Origin of the sequence: Chryseobacterium sp. (assembly GCF_029240215.1) — a bacterium.
Taxonomy (GTDB): Bacteria; Bacteroidota; Bacteroidia; order Flavobacteriales; family Weeksellaceae; genus Chryseobacterium.
This window is the reverse complement of sequence record NZ_JARBTK010000001.1, coordinates 209,172-230,217: the sequence shown is the minus strand read 5'-3', so window position 1 is coordinate 230,217 and position 21,046 is coordinate 209,172. Positions and strand designations below refer to the sequence as shown.

Genomic DNA, 21,046 nt, shown 5'->3' with positions numbered 1-21,046 from the left:
ACAGATTTTTTATGAAGAAGAAAATTTTGATTGTGGATGATGATCCACGGAATATATTTGCCTTAAAACTAACCCTGAAAGCCCGTGGTTTCAGGATGGAAACCTGTACAATGGCGCAGGAAGCTATTCAGATTTTAAAAAATGATCCCGAAATCGGAGTCGTTCTAATGGATATGATGATGCCTGAAATGGATGGTTACGAAGCTTTAAAAATCATTCGTCAGACACCTGCAATACAGCATATTCCGGTAATTGCGGTAACCGCTCAGGCGATGGAAGAAGACCGACAGAAATGTCTTGATGCAGGAGCTCAGGATTATGTAAAAAAACCGATTGACGTAGACAAATTATTAACATCAATAGAAAAACTGTCTTAAAATGCTGGAGCCAAGTATCGTAAGAGATGAAGAAATAGAATATCTGATCAAAGATGTATACGATTTGTACGGATACGATTTTTCTTTGTACAGCAGAGCATCTTTCAAACGCAGAGTCAATCGTATTTGTCTCATTGACCGTTTTACAAGCTTTGCAGAATTGCGATATACCATTATCAATGATCCGGATTATCTCAAACATTTTATCGAAGAAATTACAGTGAATGTGACAGAAATGTTCCGCGATCCGCAATTTTTTAAAAAATTAAGAGAAGAAATTTTGCCTCAGCTGGGAACTTATCCTTTGATTCGAATCTGGGTTGCAGGTTGTTCTACAGGTGAAGAGGCGTATTCGATGGCGATTTTATTAAAAGAAGCCAATCTATATCATAAATGTCTGATCTATGCAACAGATATCAATCCTTCAGTTTTGGAAACGGCGAGATCAGGAGTTTTCCCGATGAATCAAATGAAAATTTACTCTGAAAATTATATGCTTTCAGGTGGAAAAGAAGATTTTTCAGATTATTATACTGCGAATTATGACAGCGCAAGGTTTGATAAAAGTCTTCAGGAAAAACTGATTTTATCTACACATAATCTGGTTTCTGACAGTTCGTTTAACAGCTTTCAGTTAATTATCTGCAGAAATGTGATGATATATTTCGAAAAAGCTTTGCAGGAAAGGGTTTTCAATCTTTTTGATGCAAGTCTGGAAAATTTGGGCTTCTTAGCTTTAGGCTCAAAAGAAACAATACGTTTTTCCAATTTAGATAAATTCTATCATCAGATTGAGGATCAGAAAATCTGGAAAAAAATAGATCATAACTAATTCAGTAATGGAAACACCAATAAGTAAAACTGAATTGATCGTCATCGGAGGATCTGCCGGAAGCCTGCAGGTTATCTTGGAAATGATCAAAAATCTGGATGAGAATCTAGGTTTTCCGGTTTTGCTGGTGGTTCACAGAAAGGCATATTCTACAAGTATTCTTCCGACTTTGTTGCAGCAATTTACTCTTTGGAAAGTGATTGAAGTTGAAGATAAGACTGAAATAGAAAATAATAAAATTTATATAGTTCCTGCAGATTACCACTTGCTGTTTGAAGATAAAAAAACGATGTCGTTGGATAGTTCAGAAAAGATGAATTATTCAAGACCTTCGATAGATGTCACCTTCAAATCTGCCGGCGAAACTTTCGGCGAAAGCGTTATAGGTGTTCTTCTTTCAGGAGCCAATGCAGATGGGGTGGAAGGTTTAAATTATATTAGAAAAAATAAAGGAAAAGTCTGGATTCAAAATCCGGGATCTGCCGAAGTTGATTATATGCCAAGACAGGCATTTGAGCGGGTAGATTACGATTTGCTGATCGAACCGAAAGATTTGGCAAAACATATAAACAAATTAGCTACAAACAAATAATTTAAAATTAAACAAATAATAAAGATATGGACAGAAAGAAAATTTTGATTTTTGATGATGATAAAGTTATTCTTGAAGTGATCAGTATCATTTTTGAGGAAGGTGGATATCATGTCGAAATTTCAGAAACGTCACACGACATTATACAAAAAGTTTCACAATTTGAGCCAGATGTTATCCTTATGGACAATTGGATTCCCAACATCGGTGGAGTGGAAGCAACCAGACTTTTAAAAAGTCACGAACAGTACAAAAATATTCCTGTCATCTATGTGACTGCAAATAATGACATCGTCGCTCTTGCCGAAAGCGCACAAGCTGACGATTATGTTGCAAAGCCTTTTAACTTAGAAGATTTAGAAGAAAAGGTGGCAAAGCATATCAAGAATTAACTTAAATTCTTTTTTAAGATATTTTCAAATTCCTCATTTTTAAAGTGAGGATTTTTTTATGAACAAGATTTCACACAAACAAAGACAATTTAAAACCCAATTATCCGTTTATTCACTTTCAGGTCCACTTAATTAAAGCTTATCTTTAGGCTTTTATTTTTTTTAAAAACTATTTCTAATAAACATCTAAGAATGCAAGCAATCTATTGTAGAATTTTTGCCACGATCGGGCTCTCGGTTTTCAGCATTACAGCTTTTGCCCAGGAACGACGGACGATCAGCGGAACAGTAAGAGACGGTAAAAATGGTGAGCTCCTCATCGGAGTGACCGTAAAAGTAGAAGAAGATCCCAGTGTGAGTGTCGTTGCCAACGAATATGGCTTTTACTCACTTTCGCTTCCGCAGGGAAATTATACAGTAGCAGTTGCATATGGAGGTTATGAAGCTTACAAACAGAAAATTCAGCTTGATCAGAATGTAAAATTAGATTTAATTCTTTCTCAGGAAACAGAACGAACTGCACAGATTGACGAAGTTGTCATTTCAGCAGTGAAAAAAGATAAAAATCTGACTTCTGCTCAAATGGGAACAGAAACTTTAAGTATTAAAAGCATAGAAAAACTTCCCGTCTTATTTGGCGAAAAAGATGTTTTGAAAACCATTCAGCTTTTACCTGGAATCAAAAGCAATGGTGAAGGCAGCAGCGGATTCAGTGTAAGAGGAGGGGCAACCGATCAGAATTTAATTTTGCTGGATGAAGCACCTGTTTACAATGCATCGCATTTGTTAGGATTTTTCAGCACATTTAATAGTGACGCACTGAAAGATGCGAGTATCATCAAAGGAAACAGCCCTGCGCAATACGGTGGTCGTCTTTCTTCGGTGATGGATGTAAAAATGAAAGACGGAAACAACAAAGATTATAATGTCAACGGAGGAATTGGTTTAATCAGCAGCCGACTGAGTGTAGAAGGACCGATTCAGAAAGAAAAATCTTCTTTCATTGTTTCCGGAAGACGAACTTATGCCGATGTTTTTCTGAAAGCTACCGATGATTTTAAAGACAGTAAGCTTTATTTTTATGATCTAAATTTAAAAGCCAATTATCAGATTAATGAAAACAACCGTCTGTATGTTTCGGGATATTTTGGAAGAGATGTTCTGGGATTAGGAAATACTTTTGCCACAGATTGGGGGAACACAACAGCAACAGTACGGTGGAACAGTATCATCAACAGCAAATTATTCTCAAACACGTCATTCATCTACAGTAATTACGATTACAAAGTCAGTCTTTCTAGCAACGATAATACTTTTGGTTTAGATTCTCAGATTCAGGATTGGAATCTGAAGCAGGATTTCAGCTGGTTTGCAGGGAATAAACATTCCGTCCGTTTTGGTTTGCAGTCAATTTATCATACAATTACTCCAAGCAGTGCTTCGGGAACGAGTGTGAGCAGTTTTCCGAGAAATTCAAGGTATTCCTGGGAAAATGCATTATACATCAATGATGATTTTAAAGCTACAGAAAAACTTACGGTTAATTATGGTTTAAGACTATCCATGTTCAGTGTTTTGGGTGGAGATACATTTAATACCTATGACAATGGAGTTTTAACTGACAGTAAATTTCTGGAAAAAGGAAAATTCGGAAAAACATATGTTAATCTTGAGCCTAGAATTACAGCCAATTACAGAATCGATGAAGTAAGCAGTATCAAAGGTGGATATGCAAGAAACACTCAAAACCTGCACTTACTCAGCAATAGCAGCAGCGGAAATCCCACGGATCAATGGATTGGGAGCAGCTATACCGTAAAACCCGAAATCGCAGATCAGATCAGTGCCGGTTACAGCAGAAATTTCAACAATAATAATTACGAAATCAATGCAGAAGTTTATTACAAATCGATGCAGAATCAGATTGATTTTAAAAATGGTGCAGAAATTACTTTTGATGCCGCAGCAGATGTAGAAGGAGAATTGTTATTTGGAAAAGGAAGAGCGTACGGTTTAGAACTCATTGCTAAAAAGAAAAGCGGGAAACTGACAGGCTGGATTTCCTATACCTTATCAAAAACTGAAAGAAAAATAAACGGAATCAACGATAATAACTGGTACAACGCCAGACAAGATAAAACCCATGATTTAGCAGTTGTTGCAACTTACGAATTGAATCCAAAATGGTCATTTTCTGGACTGTTTGTCTACAGTACAGGAAACGCAGTGACTTTCCCGACAGGAAAATACGAATTGCAGGAACAGACAATTTTTCAATACAGCTCCCGAAATGCCGACAGAATGCCTGCGTATCACAGATTAGATTTGAGTGCAACGTACGAGCCGGGAAAAAACAAACGTTTTCAAAGTTCATGGTCATTCGGAATTTACAATCTGTACGGAAGAGAAAATGCATACACCATTACATTTGAAGACAATCCCGACAAACCCGGAACGACTCGTGCAATGCAGACTTCACTTTTTAAATTTGTTCCGAACGTAACTTATAATTTCAAATTTTAATGCCATGAAAAATATATTTTTAATCATCATATCTCTTTTTTTGTTTACTGCATGTGAAAAAGAAATTGATCTCGACCTTGACGACAAAAGCGGAAATATTGTGATCGAAGGAAATTTAACTGATCAGGCAGGACCATATTACGTGAAAATTACCAAATCGGTAGCATTTACGACCAATAATACCTATCCGATTGTAAGTAATGCTGTTGTAGTTTTAAGCGACGATACCGGACAAACCGAAACATTAAATCATGTGGGTGAAGGATTTTATGAAACTACAAATTTTACTACAGCTCCGGGAAGAACTTATACCCTGAAAGTTTCTGCAGAAGGGAAGGATTATACCGCAAAAAGCACCATGCCTCAACCTGTTTTGCTCGACAATCTCCAGCAGGATTCCTTTATGGTTGCAGGTGAATTATCATACACGCTTTTGCCTGTTTTTACAGATCCTGCGGAGTTAGGAAACAGATATCTTTTCAGTTTTTCAGTGAATAATTCTGGTAAAATGTTTGAAGCATTTTCTGATAATGTCAATAATGGAGCCGTCAATCAAAGACCTTTATTGTTGCCAAATGACGACGAAGATGGTAATGGTCAGAAAACCAAAGTAGGAGATACCATTTATGTTGAAATGCAGTGTATTGACACCAATGTTTACACTTATTTTACTTCATTACTGCAGATTATCGACGGTGGCGGTCCCGGTGGTGGAATCACACCTTCCAATCCGCCAAGTAATATCAGTAATGGTGCTTTGGGATATTTTTCTGCACATACCGTAAGCAAAAAAAGTTATGTGATCCAATAAATTATTTCACATTATTAAGCGAAACGGCTTTAAAATATAAGTCCGGCAAATATTTTATTTTGTCTGGACTTTTTTTTTATGTGAAATCATAATTTATTTTCATTATAAATTGCACAAAACCTACTTAAATTCAGATATCTTTAATAAATTTTACCTGAAGTTTTCATTATATTTGAAAGTAAGTGAATCTGTTTTTAAATTCTTATATTTTTATCTTATTTAAAATCAGTACTTCTTCAAATCATAAAATCCATCAGATATGTCTGACCCGACTAATTACAGCAGAAGATTTTTTCTCAAGAGTACGGCAATTGCTGCCGTTTTTGCCGCAATTCCAACATCAGTAAAAGCTTTTTACAATGATGTTAAAGATTTTATTCTTCCTAAAAAGAGTGTGTTACCGATAAAAATTTCTGTCAATAAAAAAATGCACGACATTAAAATTGACAGCCGCTCAACACTATTAGATGTTCTTCGTGAAAACCTGGATCTTACCGGAACAAAAAAAGGTTGCGACCATGGTCAATGCGGCGCTTGTACGGTTCATCTTGATGGGGAAAGAGCATTAAGTTGTCTTACTTTAGCAGCAATGGTTCCCGGAAAAGAAGTGACAACAATTGAAGGTTTATCGGCGGGTAATCAACTTCATCCGATGCAGGAGGCTTTCATCGAATGTGACGGCTTCCAATGCGGATATTGTACTCCCGGACAAATCATGTCTGCAGTTGCCTGTGTAAGAGAAGGACACACCAATTCTGTTGAAGAAATTAAAGAATTTATGAGCGGAAATCTTTGTCGTTGTGGTGCTTACAACGGAATTGTTGAATCTATACAAAAAGTAGCAGCATTATGAAACCATTTATATTTGAAAAAGCAAAAACTTCTGCTGAAGCTTTAAAATTGAAAACTTCAGGTAAAGATTTCATTGCAGGAGGAACCAATATTGTAGATCTTCTCAAAAAAAATATTGCTCAACCCGACGGAATGATTGATGTATCTACCGCATTGTCTACTGAAATTAAACTGTCAGAAAGATCATTGAATATAGGTTCGATGGTTCGTAATACTACTTTAACCACGAATTCTGATTTGCTTAAAAATTATCCGTTGATTACCAAAGCAGTTTTAGCAGGAGCTTCTCCACAAATCAGAAACATGGCTAGTACAGCCGGAAATTTATTGCAAAGAACTCGTTGTCCGTATTTTTATGATGTGACAACACCATGTAATAAAAGGAAAAAGGGAAGTGGATGCAGTGCTCTGAATGGTGACAATAAAATGAGTGCTATTGTAGGGTATAGTGATCAGTGTGTGGCAGTTCATCCTTCAGATTTGTGTATCTCTTTGGTTGCATTGGATGCTAATGTTCATGGAGTTGATTCTAAAAATAAACAGTTTACAATTCCCTTTAAAGATTTCCATAAATTGCCGGAAGATACACCCTGGTTAGACAATAATTTACCTCAAAATGCTTTGATAACTCATATTGAAGTTCCGAAAAATGAGTTTCATAAAAAATATTCGTACATAAAGTTGCGTGAAAGAACTTCTTATGCTTTTGCGATGATTTCTGTAGCTTCCGCATTACAGATGGATGGAGATACCATCAAAGAAGCAAGATTAGCTTCGGGAGGTGTCGCCCACAAGCCTTGGAGATGGCATGAAGCTGAAAGTTATTTAAAAGGTAAAAAAGCTTCAGATGAAGTATTTAAAAAAGCATCTGAAATTGTAATAGAAAAAGTGAAGCCGCTTTCTAATAATGCATACAAAGTTCCGATGTTGAAAGGAGCGATCGAACTTGCTTTGCGTAATGCGGTAAATTTATAAAGCAACAGTTTTATTTCTAACAAATTTTAAAAATTAAAAACATGGGATTTTTTGACGATGAAACTGAATTTATAGTACCTGTTGAAGGTCGTGTGGAAGCCGTTGCAAAAGTAAAAGGACAAGGGAAATACGCTGCCGAATATAAAGTTGATAATCTTTGTCATGCAGTTTTGGTGACGAGCGAGATTGCATCAGGTACGATCAAATCGATTAATTTAGATTTGGCGAAACAGTCGGATGGAATTCTTGACATTATTTCTCATCTTAAAAAACCAAACGTTCCGGGATTTGCAAACGAAGCTAAAATAAAGGAGTCAAAATTCGGATTGCCGGTTTTTCATACCGATAAAATATTTTTTAAAGGTCAGCCCATTGCTTTAGTGATTGCCGAAACATTGGAAGAAGCAACATACGCAGCATCATTAGTGAAGGTTGAATATACGACCGAGCCTTTTGAAGTTAATTTTAATAAAGCTAAAAACTCCGTTGAATTAAAACCGACCGGAAAAGAAAGAGGTGACGAAAAAAGCTGGAGCAGTTCACCATTTTCTGTCGACCAGGAATACAATATTGCAGCCGAGATCCATAATCCGATGGAAATGCATGCAACGATTGCAGATTGGTATGCAGAGAATAAATTAAGGCTTTACGATAAAAATCAGGGAGTCAATAATGTGCAAAAAACTTTTGCGGGATTATTTGAAATTCCGGTTGAAAATATTCAGGTGATCAGCGAATTTGTCGGTGGCGGATTTGGTTCAGGGCTAAAAGTCTGGCCTCATGTTTTAGCTGCAATTTTAGGTGCAAAACAAGTAAAAAGACCCGTAAAACTGATGTTAACCCGTCCTCAAATGTTTCATTCTGTAGGTTACAGACCTGCATCTTGGCAGAGAATAAAAATTGGAGCCGATCAGGATGGCAAAATTACAGGACTTCTCCATCAGGCAAAAAACGGTTGTGCAATATATGATCCTTTCAGTGAGGGAATTACAAGAGTAACGAGGCTTATCTATCAATTAGATAATCTTAAAACTGAAAATGCAGTTGTCCCGTTAAATCTAAGCGCTCCAACATGGATGCGGGGTCCCGGAGATTGTACCGGTGATTTTGCTATCGAGAGTGCGCTGGATGAACTGAGTTATCAACTGAAAACAGATCCTGTTGAGTTGAGATATAAAAATTTGGCACTCGAGAAAAATCCGGAAACGCGATTGCCGTGGTCTACAAATTATTTAAAAGAAGCCATTGAAAAAGGTGCTAAAATGATTGGTTGGAATTTAAGACAGCCAACTCCGGGAGCAATTTCAGAAGGCGATTGGAAAATCGGTTACGGAATGGCTGTAGGAATGTGGAATGCAGGAAGAAACAAATCCAGCGCAGGAATCAAAATGACGAAAGACGGAAATGTTGTTTTACAGACAGCAATGACCGACATCGGAACCGGAACGGGAACAGGGATGCAGAATATTATGTATGAAACTTCCGGTATTTCTAAAAGTAAAATTACCATTGAACTTGGAAATTCTGATCTTCCTCCGGCGGGAAGTCAGGGTGGAAGTACAGGATTGTCTTCTATCAGCGGAGCTGTAGTTGCAGTAAGTGATGCTTTAAAAATAAAGTTAGCAGAATATGCAACTCAAATAAACCCAAAATATAAAGATGCTGTTGCAAAAGATGTTATCCTTTCAGATACAGGAATTTCTTTTCAGAAAAGTGGCGAGAATTTTATTTCTTATCAGGATATTTTCACGAAAAATAATTTAAAAATAATTGATGTAGAAGCTTCATCGGGACCGGGGGATGAGAGAAATAAATTTTCTTTTTGTTCGTCAGCTGCTCATTTCTGTAAAGTAAAAGTCAATACAAAAACCGGAAAAGTGATGATTGATAAAATGGTTGTTGTAGTAGATGGCGGAAAAATTATCAATGAAAAACCTGCAGCCAACCAGATTTCAGGAGCAGCAGTAGGAGGAATTGGTATGGCTCTGATGGAAAAAATGTCGGTTGACGAGAAATTGGGAAGTATCATTGCAAATGATCTAGCGGGTTATCATTTCCCTGTAAATGCAGATGCTCCGATTATCGAAGTTTCTTTTATCAACAAACCTGATCCGAATCTGAATCCTAGTGGAGCCAAAGGGTTAGGTGAAGTGGGAATTATAGGTGCTGCTCCTGCAATTGCGAATGCCATTTTTAACGCAACTGGAAAACGTTTTAGAAATTTACCGATAACTCCTGATTTAATAGTTTAAACCTAACCTTTAAAATTTATATTAAAATAAATAGAACCCTTAAATTAATTTTTAAGGGTATTTTGTTTTTTCAAAAAATGAAATTCGTATCATATTTTTATACAAAATCTTCTGAAAGTCTTTTCTTGGCTTAAACTTTGATGCTTTCGTTTACATATTTCGTAATAATAATTGAATTATGAAATGAAAATCACTAAAACACCAAATTTTTTAAATATGAAATTCAAACTGCATTACTTAATGATTGCATCGTCGATGCTTTTAGTCAATTGTATAGATGATTTAGAGGGCAATGGCGGAAACAACGGCGAGACATTTCCGCCCGTAGAAACCAATCCTGCAAACACCAATTACGCTCCGGCATTTGCCGGACAGACAAGAATCAACGCTGTAAAGACCACAACACCTTATCAAAAAACAGTTCTTACATCTTCGCTTACTTCGCCTTGGGGAATTACGAGCCTTCCGGATGGACGATTATTAATTACTCAAAAAACAGGAACCATGCGAATTGTCACAAATACTGGAACGGTTGGAAACCCGATTACTGGGCTTCCCGCAGTAAATTCTACAGGACAGGGCGGATTGCTTGGACTGTGTCTTGATCCTCAGTTTTCTTCGAATAGAATGGTTTATTGGGTGTTTTCTGAAAATGTCGCTGGTGGTACTTTGACAGCCGTTGCAAAAGGCAGACTTTCGGATTCTGAAACAACTATTGAAAATCCGACAGTTATTTACAGGGCAAATCCATCTGCTTCAACGGGTAATCTTCATTATGGAGGAAGAATTTTATTTGATTCTACAGGAAATTTGTTTGTAAGTACGGGAGAACGGTCTGACCTTTCTACGAGACCTTTAGCGCAATCAGTTACTGCAGCAATCGGTAAAATAATACGCATTACAAAAGACGGTCAGCCGGCATCAGGAAATCCTACATTCTCCCAATCCGGAGCTTTACCTGAACTGTATAGTATTGGTCATAGAAATCCACAAGGAATGGCGATTCATCCTGTAACCGGAGATCTTTGGCAGGGAGAGCACGGCCCGAGAGGAGGAGACGAAATCAATCGTATACAGGCAGGAGCAAATTATGGATGGCCGACAATAACCTACGGAATAGAATACAGTGGTGCAGTAATCGGAAACGGAATTCAACAGCAAACAGGAATGCAGCAACCCGTTTATTATTGGGATCCTGTGATATCACCAAGCGGAATGACATTCTACAGAGGAAATAATATGCCTGAATGGCAAAACAATCTTTTCATAGGATCTCTAAGCGGAATGCACATCGTAAGACTGGTTATCGAAAACAATAAAGTTGTAGGTGAAGAAAGATTACTTGCCGATGAAAATCAACGTTTCAGAGATGTTACACAAGGTACTGATAACGCTTTGTATGCTGTCACTGATGCCGGGAGATTATATAAAATAAATAAGCAATAGAAAATATTCTAATTAAATCTCAAGTGTGGAGCATGAAGGACATTTTCTGAATGTTCTACACTTTTACTTTGGAAGTTTAGGCGGTGCAGGTCTTACCGTTGGTGTGCTCAATGTTCCGAGAAATGCTTCCAATTGTAAAATCTCTTCTTTTGTAAGATCTAAAAGTTTAAGCATATCAGATTTTTCAGAATTTAATGGTACTCCTTCATGAATAGTTTTCTTATGCTTAGATGATTCAGGATTTCCGGTATTGTAAAAATTGATGACTTCCGTTAAAGTATTAAAAGAGCCATTGTGCATCCAAGGTCCTGTTCTCGTAACTTCTCTCAATGTTGGAACTCTAAATTTCCCTACATCCGAAGTTTTTTTCGTGATTAAATATTGTCCCAAATCTTCATTTTCTGAGCTGAGCAGAGAAGTTCCGTCATTTTCAAAAAGATTATTCGAAAAATAACCTGAATTGTGACAGTTCATGCATTGAGCTTTCGTCCTGAAAAGGTGAAGTCCCACTACTTCATCATTGGTAAAAATATCTTTTTCACCATCAATAAATCTATCAAATCGGCTTGGTGGACTTATTACTGTACGTTCAAAAGTTGCAATGGCTTTTGCTATTCTGTCTTTCGTTATTTTTTTGTCACCAAAAGCTTTTTCAAAAAGAATTTCATAACCTTTTACTTTTACAATTTTTTCAGTGGCAATATCGATATGCTCATGCATTTCTCTCATATCTTCAATTGGCATTTTTGCCTGATCTTCAAGAGATGCCGCTCTGCCGTCCCAAAAAAGAGACTTTGCATAAGCAATGTTCATGATTGTCATCGCGTTTCTGCTACCTAATTGTCTGTCGTGCCCAAAAGAAAATTTTCTGTTGTCTGTCCATCCCAATTCGGGGTCGTGACATGATGCGCAGGCAATTTGATTAGAACCTGAAAGTCTCGGATCGTAAAACAAAGTTCTTCCCAACGCAGCCTTTTCATCAGAATAAGGATTGTCTGATGGAAATTCAACTTTTGGCAGATGACCTATTTCGGAAAAAGTGGGTTCGGAAGGATCAAGAATCGGTTTTGGCCATTTCGAAATGTCACTTGAAGAATACACAAACCTTAACTGATCAATGAAAGATTGCTTTTTCCTGATCTCTTTGTATGTTTTGGTTTGCAGGCAATTGTTGAGTAGGGTAATGGTTAAAAATAGAACCAGAACCCAGCTTACCCCATTCTTCATTTTGATGATAATTTCAGCAAAAATAATCAATCTGAATTAGATTCAAATATTATTTATTTGAATATGATTTTATTAAAAAAATGAAGATTTATTAATTTTTTAAAGCTTAGTCTTCCATAGATTTTAAAGCCCAGCCGATAAGCATAGGTTGCATGAATAATCTTGCCTTTCTTCTTTCATCGGTGTCTAGCCCAAAACCGTCTTTTCTGTTTTTATATTGTGAAATATTTCCAGGGAAAACAGCTGTGAAAAATACTGCGGTTATTTTTCCTAAAAGACTTCGGTATTTCTTCGGAGTAGCGATAATACTTGCTCCCAAAGCAATTTCAACAATTCCGGAATACACAACAGTATCGTCTTTTTTCAAAGGGACCCAATCCGGAACCTGTGCCTGAAATTCTTTTCTCCCAAAAGTGAGATGTGCAATTCCTGCCGTGACAAGCATCGTTCCTAATGCAATTCTTGAAATATTTTTAGAATCCATAACAATTTTTTTTAATGTTCATATTAAGACAAAATTCAGACCAGTCTGAAGATTATATCCAACTAGTTTTTAAGTCTTGAATAATATAAATTTTAATGGGAAATAAAATTTATATTATACTGATAATGTGACTGTAATCATAAATATGTCAGGAAAATTTCGTATCTTAGCAATCACTACCAAATCTAAAATTTATGGAACGAATTAAATTTTTTCTGGACGAAGCAACGGTTCAGAAAACTAAGAAAACGACTGAAAAAAACGGTATTAATTTCAATGAAATAAAGAACTTTTTATGTGAAGTTGATAATTATAGTTTCGATCAGATAAGACTAAGACTTAAGCCCAATCGTAATAAGTTTGTAATTGATATTGCAACGGGAATACAGTATCCTGCTTATAATGATTTTATGGCAAAAATTCAGCAGAGTAAATATGCAGGTTATTTTGATTTAAAATAAAATTTTACTACGCTCCTTAATTTATTACTTTAAACTTTTATATTAAAAGTGAGAGCCTCCTGATCTGAATTTTGAGATCAGGAGGCTTTTTAATTTAAAGCTAATTGTATGTGGCTTATTTTTTGACATCTTTGTTGCAAATAATCATCTATGTATCTCTCTGTTTTTTTGAATTTTAATTGGAAAGAATTTCTTTTGGGAAGCGAAGAATGGATTTTCATGCTTGAAATTGTTTTACGAACGATCATTATGTTCCTTACTATCATCATTGGTTTGAGGGTTTTGGGAAAAAGAGGTGTGAAGCAATTATCTGTTTTTGAACTTGTTGTGATCATTGGTTTAGGCTCAGCAGCTGGTGATCCTATGTTTTACAAAGATGTAGGAATAATGTCTTCTATTATTGTTTTTATTGTTATTATTTGCATTTACAGTCTTTTTACTTATTTAATCGGAAGGTTCAAAAAGTTTGAAAATTTATTGGAAGGAAAATCGATTTGTCTTATCAAAGATGGAGTTTTTGCCATTGATAATTTTAAGAAAGAAAATCTGGGCAGTGATGAATTTTTCTCAGAATTAAGATTGAAAGGTGTTTCACATTTAGGTCAGATAGAAACAGCAATTGAAGAAACTTCAGGAGATATCAGTGTTTTCTTTTATGATGAAAAAGAGGTTAAATATGGGTTGCCGGTAATGCCGCATTCATTGGATTATCCTTTGCAATTTGTTGAAAATGAAGGTTATTACTCTTGCACATTCTGTGGATCTACGGAAGAAAAGCAAACAGGCAACGCTGGAACCTGCAAAAAATGTGGAAAAAGAAATTGGGTTGAGGCGAGCAATAAAAAAAGAATTACTTAAAACAAATAAAAATTCCCGACTTAATTTAAAGTCGGGATTTCAATTAAACATATATATAATTGAGATTTGGTGTTGATGTTAAGCTATAGCTTCATTCTTGAAAATGCTTTTCATAGAAATTCCTGTGTCTTTTCCGAACAGGCTTGAAAAAATATTCTGAAACTCGTGGATATATTTACATCTGATTGTATTTCCGTAAATCTTCAATCCTTCAACGATTTTTTTAGAACTCAAATCAATATCATATTTGATGAATGTTTCCGGTCTTTCGTATCTGATTCTGTGATCTGAACTGTATGTTCTCATGAATCCGAATTTCTCCAGCCAGTCTTCATTGATTGTAATAGGTTGAATAGAATCTGCAGGCACAGCCAGATGTTGATAATCATTCTCGATCTTTACTGAATATTCATTTTTCTCATTCTGAAAAATCTCTGTAATTGTAAAAATCTGGCCTTTATAATCTACCAGATTTTTAATTTTTAAATCTGTAACGTTCATAATATTTGTGGTATAAGTGGTTTAGAAGAGAAGTTGCAAATACTATGCCTTACATTAAACGTGTGGTATGCAAAAGTGAATAATAACTGCTAATTTTTTAAATAATAATAATTTTTCGATTAGTGAATTAATTTCAATTAAAATAAATCTTATAGCAGTGATAAAATTATTTTGATAATTGTATTGTATACTTCTATTTTTAATCTTTTTCATTCAGTTCTGAATTTTTGAAAAAAATAGAGATTCCATAAAATCATTTCATAACCATAAACAGTATCTTCTATGGGAATCGTAAAAATTCGGATTCCGATAATATACTCAGGATTATAATTGACGATAGGAGAATCGAGTCCGCTTCCGGTGAGAATTCCGTTGACAGCCAAAAAACCGGGCATTAATATTAAATAAATCAATGATGCTTTTCCAATCCATTTGACTTTTAAAATAAAATACAACACAAAAAGACTGATTGCTGTTGTAAAAAAAGTAACAAACGGATAAATTCTCTGTTCAAAATAGACTGAAAGGCAAAGTAGAACTGTGATAGAAATAATCACAAATATTCTTTCAAAATCAGGATTCCAGTCTAGCTTAAAAAATTTATCTAAACAGAAATACGTAAAAATGCAGGAAAACGGGATGCAGATAAAAAACATGAGTTCTTCAATAGGAAGTCCGAAAAGTCGGCTGCCAATAAGATATCTGTCATTAAACCACCAAACACCGATTTTGGTAAACCAAACATCCCAAACAATAAAAAAGACGGCAACCAAAAGAGAAGCCATCATAAATGCTTTAAAATGCCTGTGAAACTTTATTTTCGGGTGAAATGAAAACAAAAAACAAATAATCACCGTAAAAAAGTTGATCGCCAAATACGTGTACTGCCACATTTACTTCTTATTTTTATTAAAATACATTTTGAAATACTTCACAGGAACCCACAAAAATCCAAAACATTCTCCCTGCTCTTTTCCGGTATGTTTGTGATGCTGTTTATGAGCGCGTCTTATCGCTAATAAATAAGGATTTTGTGTGTCTCGCAAAAGCTTAAAACGCTGATGAATAAAGATGTCATGAACAAAAAAATACGCCATTCCGTATAAAGTTATTCCGATAGAGATGTAAAAATAGGCATTAAAATTATTCACCGTTCCGTAATACATCATTGCAATGGTAGGAATCGCAAAAATGGCGAAAAAATAGTCGTTTCTTTCCATGTGACCATCATTGCTATGGTCGTGATGATCCCGGTGGAGCGTCCATAAAAAACCATGCATAATGTATTTGTGAACCATCCACGTGATCCCTTCCATGATAAAAAATGTGGCAACAACAATCAAGAAATTCATATCAGTTTTGTTTCTGGTTAAACATTTTTTCCAAGATATTAAATCGGTAAAGGAAGATGTGTTCTAATTTACTTTTAACGAAAAGCTTATGGGCAATTTCTCCCAAAAATCCCATCGGAAGTTCATAATCTACAGTGTCTTTTATTAAAACGCCTTTTTCGTTGGGGATAAATTCATGAAAATGATTCCATAATTTATAAGGCCCTTTTTTTTGAAAGTCCGTAAAACTTTGATGATAATTGACTTGTGTGATTTCCGTCTGCCAATCCATTTTAATTCCTAATAAGGGCGAAACGTAATAATCGATGATCATTCCTTCGTAGATTTCATCACTTTCCATTTTTGTACGAACAATGAAGTTCATATCTTTTGGAGTGATTTTAGAAAGATTATTGGCTGATGAAAAAAATTTCCAGGCAGTTTCTATATCGCAGTTTAATTGTTGCTCTCTTTTAAGTTGATGTACCATTTTTCTTGTTTAAAATAAATTTCTGATCTTATAAATATGATATTTTATACTGTAGATAACTGCTCATCATTAATGAAAATTTTCTTCCGTTTGAAATTCTGATTCTCTGATTGATAATTTTTTTTGCAGGTGTTTTTTTAATTTTTCTGAACAGAGAAATGTAATATCGATATGCAAGATAAACTCCGAAACGTGCTGAGTTGGGCAAATTTTTAATGCCTTCCAAAGCTTCTTTAAATTCCTGCTGAATATCATTTTCAATGTGTTCTTTCACGGAATTGTCAAAAAAAGTTATATCAACATTAGGAAAATAAGTGCGACCCAAAACCTGATAATCATCTTTCAAATCTCTTAAAAAATTAACTTTCTGAAAAGCCGACCCGAGTTTCATTGCAGAAGGTTTCAATATTTCGTACTGCTCTTTATTTCCGTCTACAAAAATGTGAAGACACATCAAACCAACGACTTCGGCAGAACCTAAAATGTATTGTTTGTAAAGATCAGAATTGTAATCAATTTTCTGAAGATCCATTTCCATGCTGTGTAGAAACTGGTTAATCAGTTCTAAATCAATTTTATACCGATGAATTGTTTCCTGAAAGCATTGCAAAATAGGATTTAAAGAAATTTTTTCTTCCAAAGCCTGATTCGTCTGTTCTCTGAAACGTGCAAGTAGACTTGCTCTATCAAAATCATGGAAACTGTCTACAATTTCGTCAGCCAGTCTCACATAGCCGTAAATTGCATAAATTGAATTTCTGATTTTTGGTGACAATGCCAAGATCCCCAATGAAAAACTGGTACTGTATTGTTTGGTGGTCTGTTTACTGATCTTGTACGAGAGATCATCAAATAGCTTTTTCATATTGATCCTGGTTTATTTGGTTGCTTCAATGGCTGCAATTTTCCCTGAAATAATCGACGGCGGAACTCCGGGTCCCGGAACGGTCAATTGTCCCGTGTAAAATAAATTGCTTATTTTTTTATTTTTTAGTGAAGGTTTTAAAACTGCTGTTTGGGAAACTGTGTTTGCCAATCCGTATGCATTTCCTTCATATGCGTTGTAATCTTCTTTAAAATCTTTGATGCAATAGCTTTGTTTATAGTCTAATTTCGATTTTAGATCTAAAGTTCCAGTGTGTTTTTCGAGTCTGAGAATCATTTCGTCAAAATATTTTTCTCTGATTTCTTCGCTGTCTTCCAAACCGGTTGCAACAGGCATCAGAAGAAATACATTTTCACAATTTTCAGGAGCTACATTTTCATCCGTTTTTGACGGACAACAAACGTAAAAAAGTGGTTTCGTAGGCCATTTTTTATCATCATAAATTTCTGTTGTATGCAGATCCAGATCATTTTCAAAAAACAAAGTATGATGTTTCAGATTTGGAATTTTTTCTTTAAATCCTAAATAATAAATTAAACATGAAGGCGCAAAGGTTCTTTTTTTCCAGTAATCTTCCGTATAATTTCTATACTCTTTGGGAAGTAAAGTGTTTTCTGTGTGGTGATAATCTGATGATGCAATCACAATGTCAAATTCAATATCTCTTCCATTGACAGACAATGAAGTTGCTTTATCTTTATTGATCTTTATCGAATCAATATTAGAATTTAAATGAAAGTGAACTCCCTGCTTTTTTGCGATATCTGCCATCGCATCGATGATTTTAGAAAATCCCCCAACCGGATACCATGTTCCCAGTTTGTATCCTCCGTAATTCATCAAACTGTACAATGCAGGAATATCTTTCGGAGCTGCTCCCAGAAAAATTACCGGAAATTCCATCAGCATGATCAGTTTTGGATCTCTGAAGTATTTTCTTACAAATTTATGGAAATTAGATAGTAAGTCTAATTTTAAAGCACTTTTTGCGATTTTCGGAGAAACAAATTCAAACCAGGAATGACAAGGTTTGTTAACGAATTCTTTCATGCCTACTTCATATTTGTATTGGGCGTCTTTCATGAATTCATCAAGCTTTTTTCCTGCACCTTTTTCAGTAGTTTCAAAAAGATTTTTCATCTCATCATAATCATGTGGAATCTGCATCGTTGTCTCTGAGAAAACCATTTCAAACTGAGGATTTAAAGGAATTAATTCAAAATAATCTGAAGTTTTTTCACCAAAATCTGAGAAGAAATTTTCAATAATATCAGGCATCCAATACCAACTTGGGCCCATATCGAAAACATAACCATTATCTGTGGTGAATTTCCTTGCTCTTCCCCCTAAACTGCTGTTTTTTTCAAAGACATGCACCTGATGACCTTGCTGTGCAGAATAAGCTGCTGCCGACAAACCTGAAAATCCTGATCCTATAATCGCTATTTTTTTCATATTAATTATTTTCAAATGAAAAATCTTTATAAACGGTTTCTATAAGATCTTTGCTGTCAATATTTTTGTGATAAATAGGATGGTGAAACTGATCTAATTTGTTAAGAATACGAATCAATTCCATTTTTTCTGAATGATAAAGATTACCTGAAACGATTTTGGTTGCCTGACGAATTTTACCCATCTGGTTTTCGAGAACTTTCAGACCTTTTTCTGTAATATTTATCAATTTGATTCTTTTATCTTGCACAGAATCTGTCTGTTGAATCCAGCCATGCTTCAAAAGCCGGTTGATGATCAGAATTCCGACAGGTTTTTCGTGAATGTTTTTTTTTATTAAATCAATTTTCGACATTGCTCCGAAAGCTTTAAGATTAATCAGGTAAATGAAATCTTCCTGAGTAGAGAAATCAGAATCTGAAATTGCAGATTTTGAATAAGATTTTGCATATCGGTTGAGATGTAGTAAAAGTGTTGTAATTGCACTTTCAGCACTTCTCCCATGCTCTTTCCCTTCCCAATTTGTGTCTGCCGTCATATTCTCATAGTTTTGTTTTTGAGATTCCTGATCAAAGACCCAAGCTTTGAAACCATCAATTGTTGAAGGATAGGAAGCGTTTTTATTACTCAAATTAAATTCTTCGAGTAATGTGACAGTATCTTTAATTAAGTCAAAGTCCATTTAAATAAATTTATATTTATAAATATACAGTAATTTTAAAATAAGGTTTATTTATATTTTAAATCCTATCAAAAATGATTCCACAAAACGTTTTTATTAATAAAAAATAAGACTCTGCAAGCAAAGTCTTATTCTCTCTAATTCTAAATTCTAAGGATAATATGAAACTTTTTATTTTTTAATGATTTTTTTGATGATAGTTTTATTTGTTTGTGTCTTTATTGTTACAAAATATACACCTGCTGATGCATCTGAAATATCTATTTTTTCAGTATCATTTTGAGATTTGATTGCTTTTCCGGCAGCATCAGAAACTTCAACTGATTTTATTTTGTCTTCTCCTTTCACATAGATAATTCCTGTAGTTGGATTAGGGTAAATAGTTGAAAGTTCTTTTTTGGTATCATTTACAGATAAGCTGGACAAAGAAATTCTCTTCACTTTGGTTGTACCTTGTGAATATGCAAGAACCAGATAATTATTTACCGGATCTATTGCCAAATCATTATATGTTGCCTGATCGTCAGAGACGAAATTTCCTCCAAAAGCAGACCACGTATCAGTTATGTTGTCAAACTTATATACTGTATTTTTCAGGTGATTTCCATCGGAGCTATCCCATTGACTGGCAACAACATAAGGTGTTCCGCTTGAGGTAACGGTAATGGCAAGATGCTGAACTGCTTTTGCGGAAAAATTAGCATTACCAACTTGGCTCCATGATGTACCATTCCATTTTTTTACATTTATTTTTCTTCCATTCGTAGAATTTGAAATATATGCAACATATAAATTGTTATTCCCGTCAATCGCAATATCAGAAGTATACTGTTCACCGGACGATGATGTGTCTACAATCGCGCCTCCAACCATTATCCAGTTGTCTGTAGATGTCGCAGTTGTGGTGTTTTCGTAAACTCTTACCCCGCTTGATATATTACATGTGTATACTTTATTATTAGTTCCGATCACCATTTCTGCAAAAGTTGCCCCGCTTGAGAAGCCCACATTACCGACTTGTTCCCAAGCATTGTTTACAAATCGTCTTACTGTTCCTGATCCGTCAGAAGAATAAGTGAAGAGTACGTTTGCTGGTGATACTGCTGAAGCATGATAATTTACCGTATTACTTGTAGCACTTGCTAAAGAAGACCATGTCGTACCACTAAACTTTCGTACTTCCAACCCCGTTCCTTGATTGGTATAAAATACATTTCCCAAACCATCCAAAGACAAAGAATTATAAAGTGCAATTCCTGTTGTAATACCTGCAGTTCCTCCTAAATATGACCAGGAACTTCCTTCAAACTTTTGTACAGAACCTTTAGAAACTGAGGTGTCATAATAAGAAAGATAATATTTTCCTGTACCATCAACAACTAGGTTATTATAACTGGAACCTCCTGCCGAAACATTGGCTGCAGATCCTACATTTTCCCACTGTTGAGCTTTTAAAGAAAGAAAATTTACAGCAACTCCAAAGAGTAGGAGTGTTCTTTTAAAAGTAAGAGAGTAGTTTTTTTTCATGATAATTGATTTTAAATTTTATAATTTTTATGTGATTTTTTTAAGTTTTCAGAAATTAAGTTTTTGTTATGATAATTGCTTAAGAAGCATTT

22 protein-coding genes are annotated in these 21,046 nt (G+C 35.1%); 12 read left to right on the top strand and 10 right to left on the bottom strand.

All coding sequences use genetic code 11. The features are described 5' to 3' along the window. Positions 1-11: 11 nt before the first annotated feature. The 10 genes from K0R77_RS01125 to K0R77_RS01080 all read left to right on the top strand — a co-directional run bounded on the left by K0R77_RS01125 (position 12) and on the right by K0R77_RS01080 (position 11,052). On the top strand, positions 12-377 hold the full coding sequence (locus K0R77_RS01125) for a response regulator (protein WP_300346387.1): 366 nt from the start codon (positions 12-14) through the stop codon (positions 375-377). Position 378: 1 nt separating this feature from the next. Beyond that, positions 379-1,209, top strand: coding sequence for a protein-glutamate O-methyltransferase CheR (locus K0R77_RS01120; protein WP_300346385.1), 831 nt, complete (start codon positions 379-381; stop codon positions 1,207-1,209). Positions 1,210-1,216: 7 nt separating this feature from the next. Beyond that, positions 1,217-1,801: a chemotaxis protein CheB gene (locus tag K0R77_RS01115; RefSeq protein WP_300346383.1), complete on the top strand. Its 585-nt coding sequence runs from the start codon at positions 1,217-1,219 to the stop codon at positions 1,799-1,801. A gap of 26 nt (positions 1,802-1,827) precedes the next feature. Next, entirely contained in the window at positions 1,828-2,193 is a 366-nt protein-coding gene (locus tag K0R77_RS01110) for a response regulator (protein ID WP_300346381.1), read from the top strand. Positions 2,194-2,385: 192 nt separating this feature from the next. Further along, positions 2,386-4,716 (top strand): TonB-dependent receptor, encoded by a 2,331-nt coding sequence (locus tag K0R77_RS01105; protein WP_300346379.1) that lies wholly within the window; start codon positions 2,386-2,388, stop codon positions 4,714-4,716. A 4-nt stretch (positions 4,717-4,720) separates the two neighbouring features. Further along, positions 4,721-5,527 (top strand): DUF4249 domain-containing protein, encoded by an 807-nt coding sequence (locus tag K0R77_RS01100; RefSeq protein ID WP_300346377.1) that lies wholly within the window; start codon positions 4,721-4,723, stop codon positions 5,525-5,527. A gap of 259 nt (positions 5,528-5,786) precedes the next feature. Then, positions 5,787-6,380, top strand: a complete 594-nt coding sequence (locus K0R77_RS01095) for a (2Fe-2S)-binding protein (protein ID WP_300346375.1) — start codon at positions 5,787-5,789, stop codon at positions 6,378-6,380. After that, positions 6,377-7,354 carry a xanthine dehydrogenase family protein subunit M gene (locus K0R77_RS01090; protein WP_300346373.1) on the top strand — a complete coding sequence of 326 codons (978 nt, stop codon included), beginning with the start codon at positions 6,377-6,379 and terminating at the stop codon, positions 7,352-7,354. The genes K0R77_RS01095 and K0R77_RS01090 overlap by 4 nt, the downstream gene beginning before the upstream one ends. Positions 7,355-7,395: 41 nt before the next feature. Next, the gene (locus K0R77_RS01085) at positions 7,396-9,606 is read left to right on the top strand and encodes a xanthine dehydrogenase family protein molybdopterin-binding subunit (RefSeq protein WP_300346371.1); all 2,211 of its coding nucleotides are present in this window, start codon (positions 7,396-7,398) and stop codon (positions 9,604-9,606) included. 216 nt (positions 9,607-9,822) lie between these two features. After that, positions 9,823-11,052 carry a PQQ-dependent sugar dehydrogenase gene (locus tag K0R77_RS01080; RefSeq protein ID WP_300346368.1) on the top strand — a complete coding sequence of 410 codons (1,230 nt, stop codon included), beginning with the start codon at positions 9,823-9,825 and terminating at the stop codon, positions 11,050-11,052. 63 nt (positions 11,053-11,115) lie between these two features. On the opposite strand, the gene K0R77_RS01075 is transcribed toward K0R77_RS01080, so the two are convergent. Both K0R77_RS01075 and K0R77_RS01070 read right to left on the bottom strand, forming a co-directional pair. Next, complete coding sequence (locus tag K0R77_RS01075; protein WP_300346366.1) at positions 11,116-12,279, bottom strand: cytochrome c peroxidase; 1,164 nt, start codon at positions 12,277-12,279, stop codon at positions 11,116-11,118. 106 nt (positions 12,280-12,385) lie between these two features. Beyond that, entirely contained in the window at positions 12,386-12,763 is a 378-nt protein-coding gene (locus K0R77_RS01070; protein WP_300346364.1) for a hypothetical protein, read from the bottom strand. Positions 12,764-12,957: 194 nt separating this feature from the next. Between K0R77_RS01070 and K0R77_RS01065 the strand changes: the two genes are divergently transcribed. Then, positions 12,958-13,224, top strand: a complete 267-nt coding sequence (locus K0R77_RS01065) for a hypothetical protein (protein WP_300346361.1) — start codon at positions 12,958-12,960, stop codon at positions 13,222-13,224. A 150-nt stretch (positions 13,225-13,374) separates the two neighbouring features. Further along, a complete protein-coding gene (locus K0R77_RS01060; protein ID WP_300346359.1) occupies positions 13,375-14,082 on the top strand; it encodes a DUF421 domain-containing protein in 708 nt (235 codons plus the stop codon). 78 nt (positions 14,083-14,160) lie between these two features. On the opposite strand, the gene K0R77_RS01055 is transcribed toward K0R77_RS01060, so the two are convergent. The 8 genes from K0R77_RS01055 to K0R77_RS01020 form a co-directional block, all read right to left on the bottom strand. Next, complete coding sequence (locus K0R77_RS01055) at positions 14,161-14,583, bottom strand: hypothetical protein (RefSeq protein WP_300346356.1); 423 nt, start codon at positions 14,581-14,583, stop codon at positions 14,161-14,163. A 209-nt stretch (positions 14,584-14,792) separates the two neighbouring features. Then, positions 14,793-15,476, bottom strand: coding sequence for a lycopene cyclase domain-containing protein (locus K0R77_RS01050; protein ID WP_300346354.1), 684 nt, complete (start codon positions 15,474-15,476; stop codon positions 14,793-14,795). Next, positions 15,477-15,935, bottom strand: a complete 459-nt coding sequence (locus K0R77_RS01045) for a sterol desaturase family protein (RefSeq protein ID WP_300346352.1) — start codon at positions 15,933-15,935, stop codon at positions 15,477-15,479. Between the two features lies 1 nt (position 15,936). Beyond that, entirely contained in the window at positions 15,937-16,404 is a 468-nt protein-coding gene (locus tag K0R77_RS01040; protein WP_300346350.1) for an SRPBCC family protein, read from the bottom strand. A gap of 28 nt (positions 16,405-16,432) precedes the next feature. Beyond that, positions 16,433-17,269 carry a phytoene/squalene synthase family protein gene (locus tag K0R77_RS01035; RefSeq protein ID WP_300346349.1) on the bottom strand — a complete coding sequence of 279 codons (837 nt, stop codon included), beginning with the start codon at positions 17,267-17,269 and terminating at the stop codon, positions 16,433-16,435. 12 nt (positions 17,270-17,281) lie between these two features. Beyond that, positions 17,282-18,745, bottom strand: a complete 1,464-nt coding sequence (locus tag K0R77_RS01030) for an NAD(P)/FAD-dependent oxidoreductase (RefSeq protein WP_300346347.1) — start codon at positions 18,743-18,745, stop codon at positions 17,282-17,284. A gap of 1 nt (position 18,746) precedes the next feature. Further along, positions 18,747-19,427 (bottom strand): MarR family transcriptional regulator, encoded by a 681-nt coding sequence (locus K0R77_RS01025; RefSeq protein WP_300346344.1) that lies wholly within the window; start codon positions 19,425-19,427, stop codon positions 18,747-18,749. Positions 19,428-19,598: 171 nt separating this feature from the next. Continuing rightward, positions 19,599-20,954: a T9SS type A sorting domain-containing protein gene (locus tag K0R77_RS01020; RefSeq protein ID WP_300346342.1), complete on the bottom strand. Its 1,356-nt coding sequence runs from the start codon at positions 20,952-20,954 to the stop codon at positions 19,599-19,601. Between the last annotated feature and the right edge of the window lie 92 nt (positions 20,955-21,046).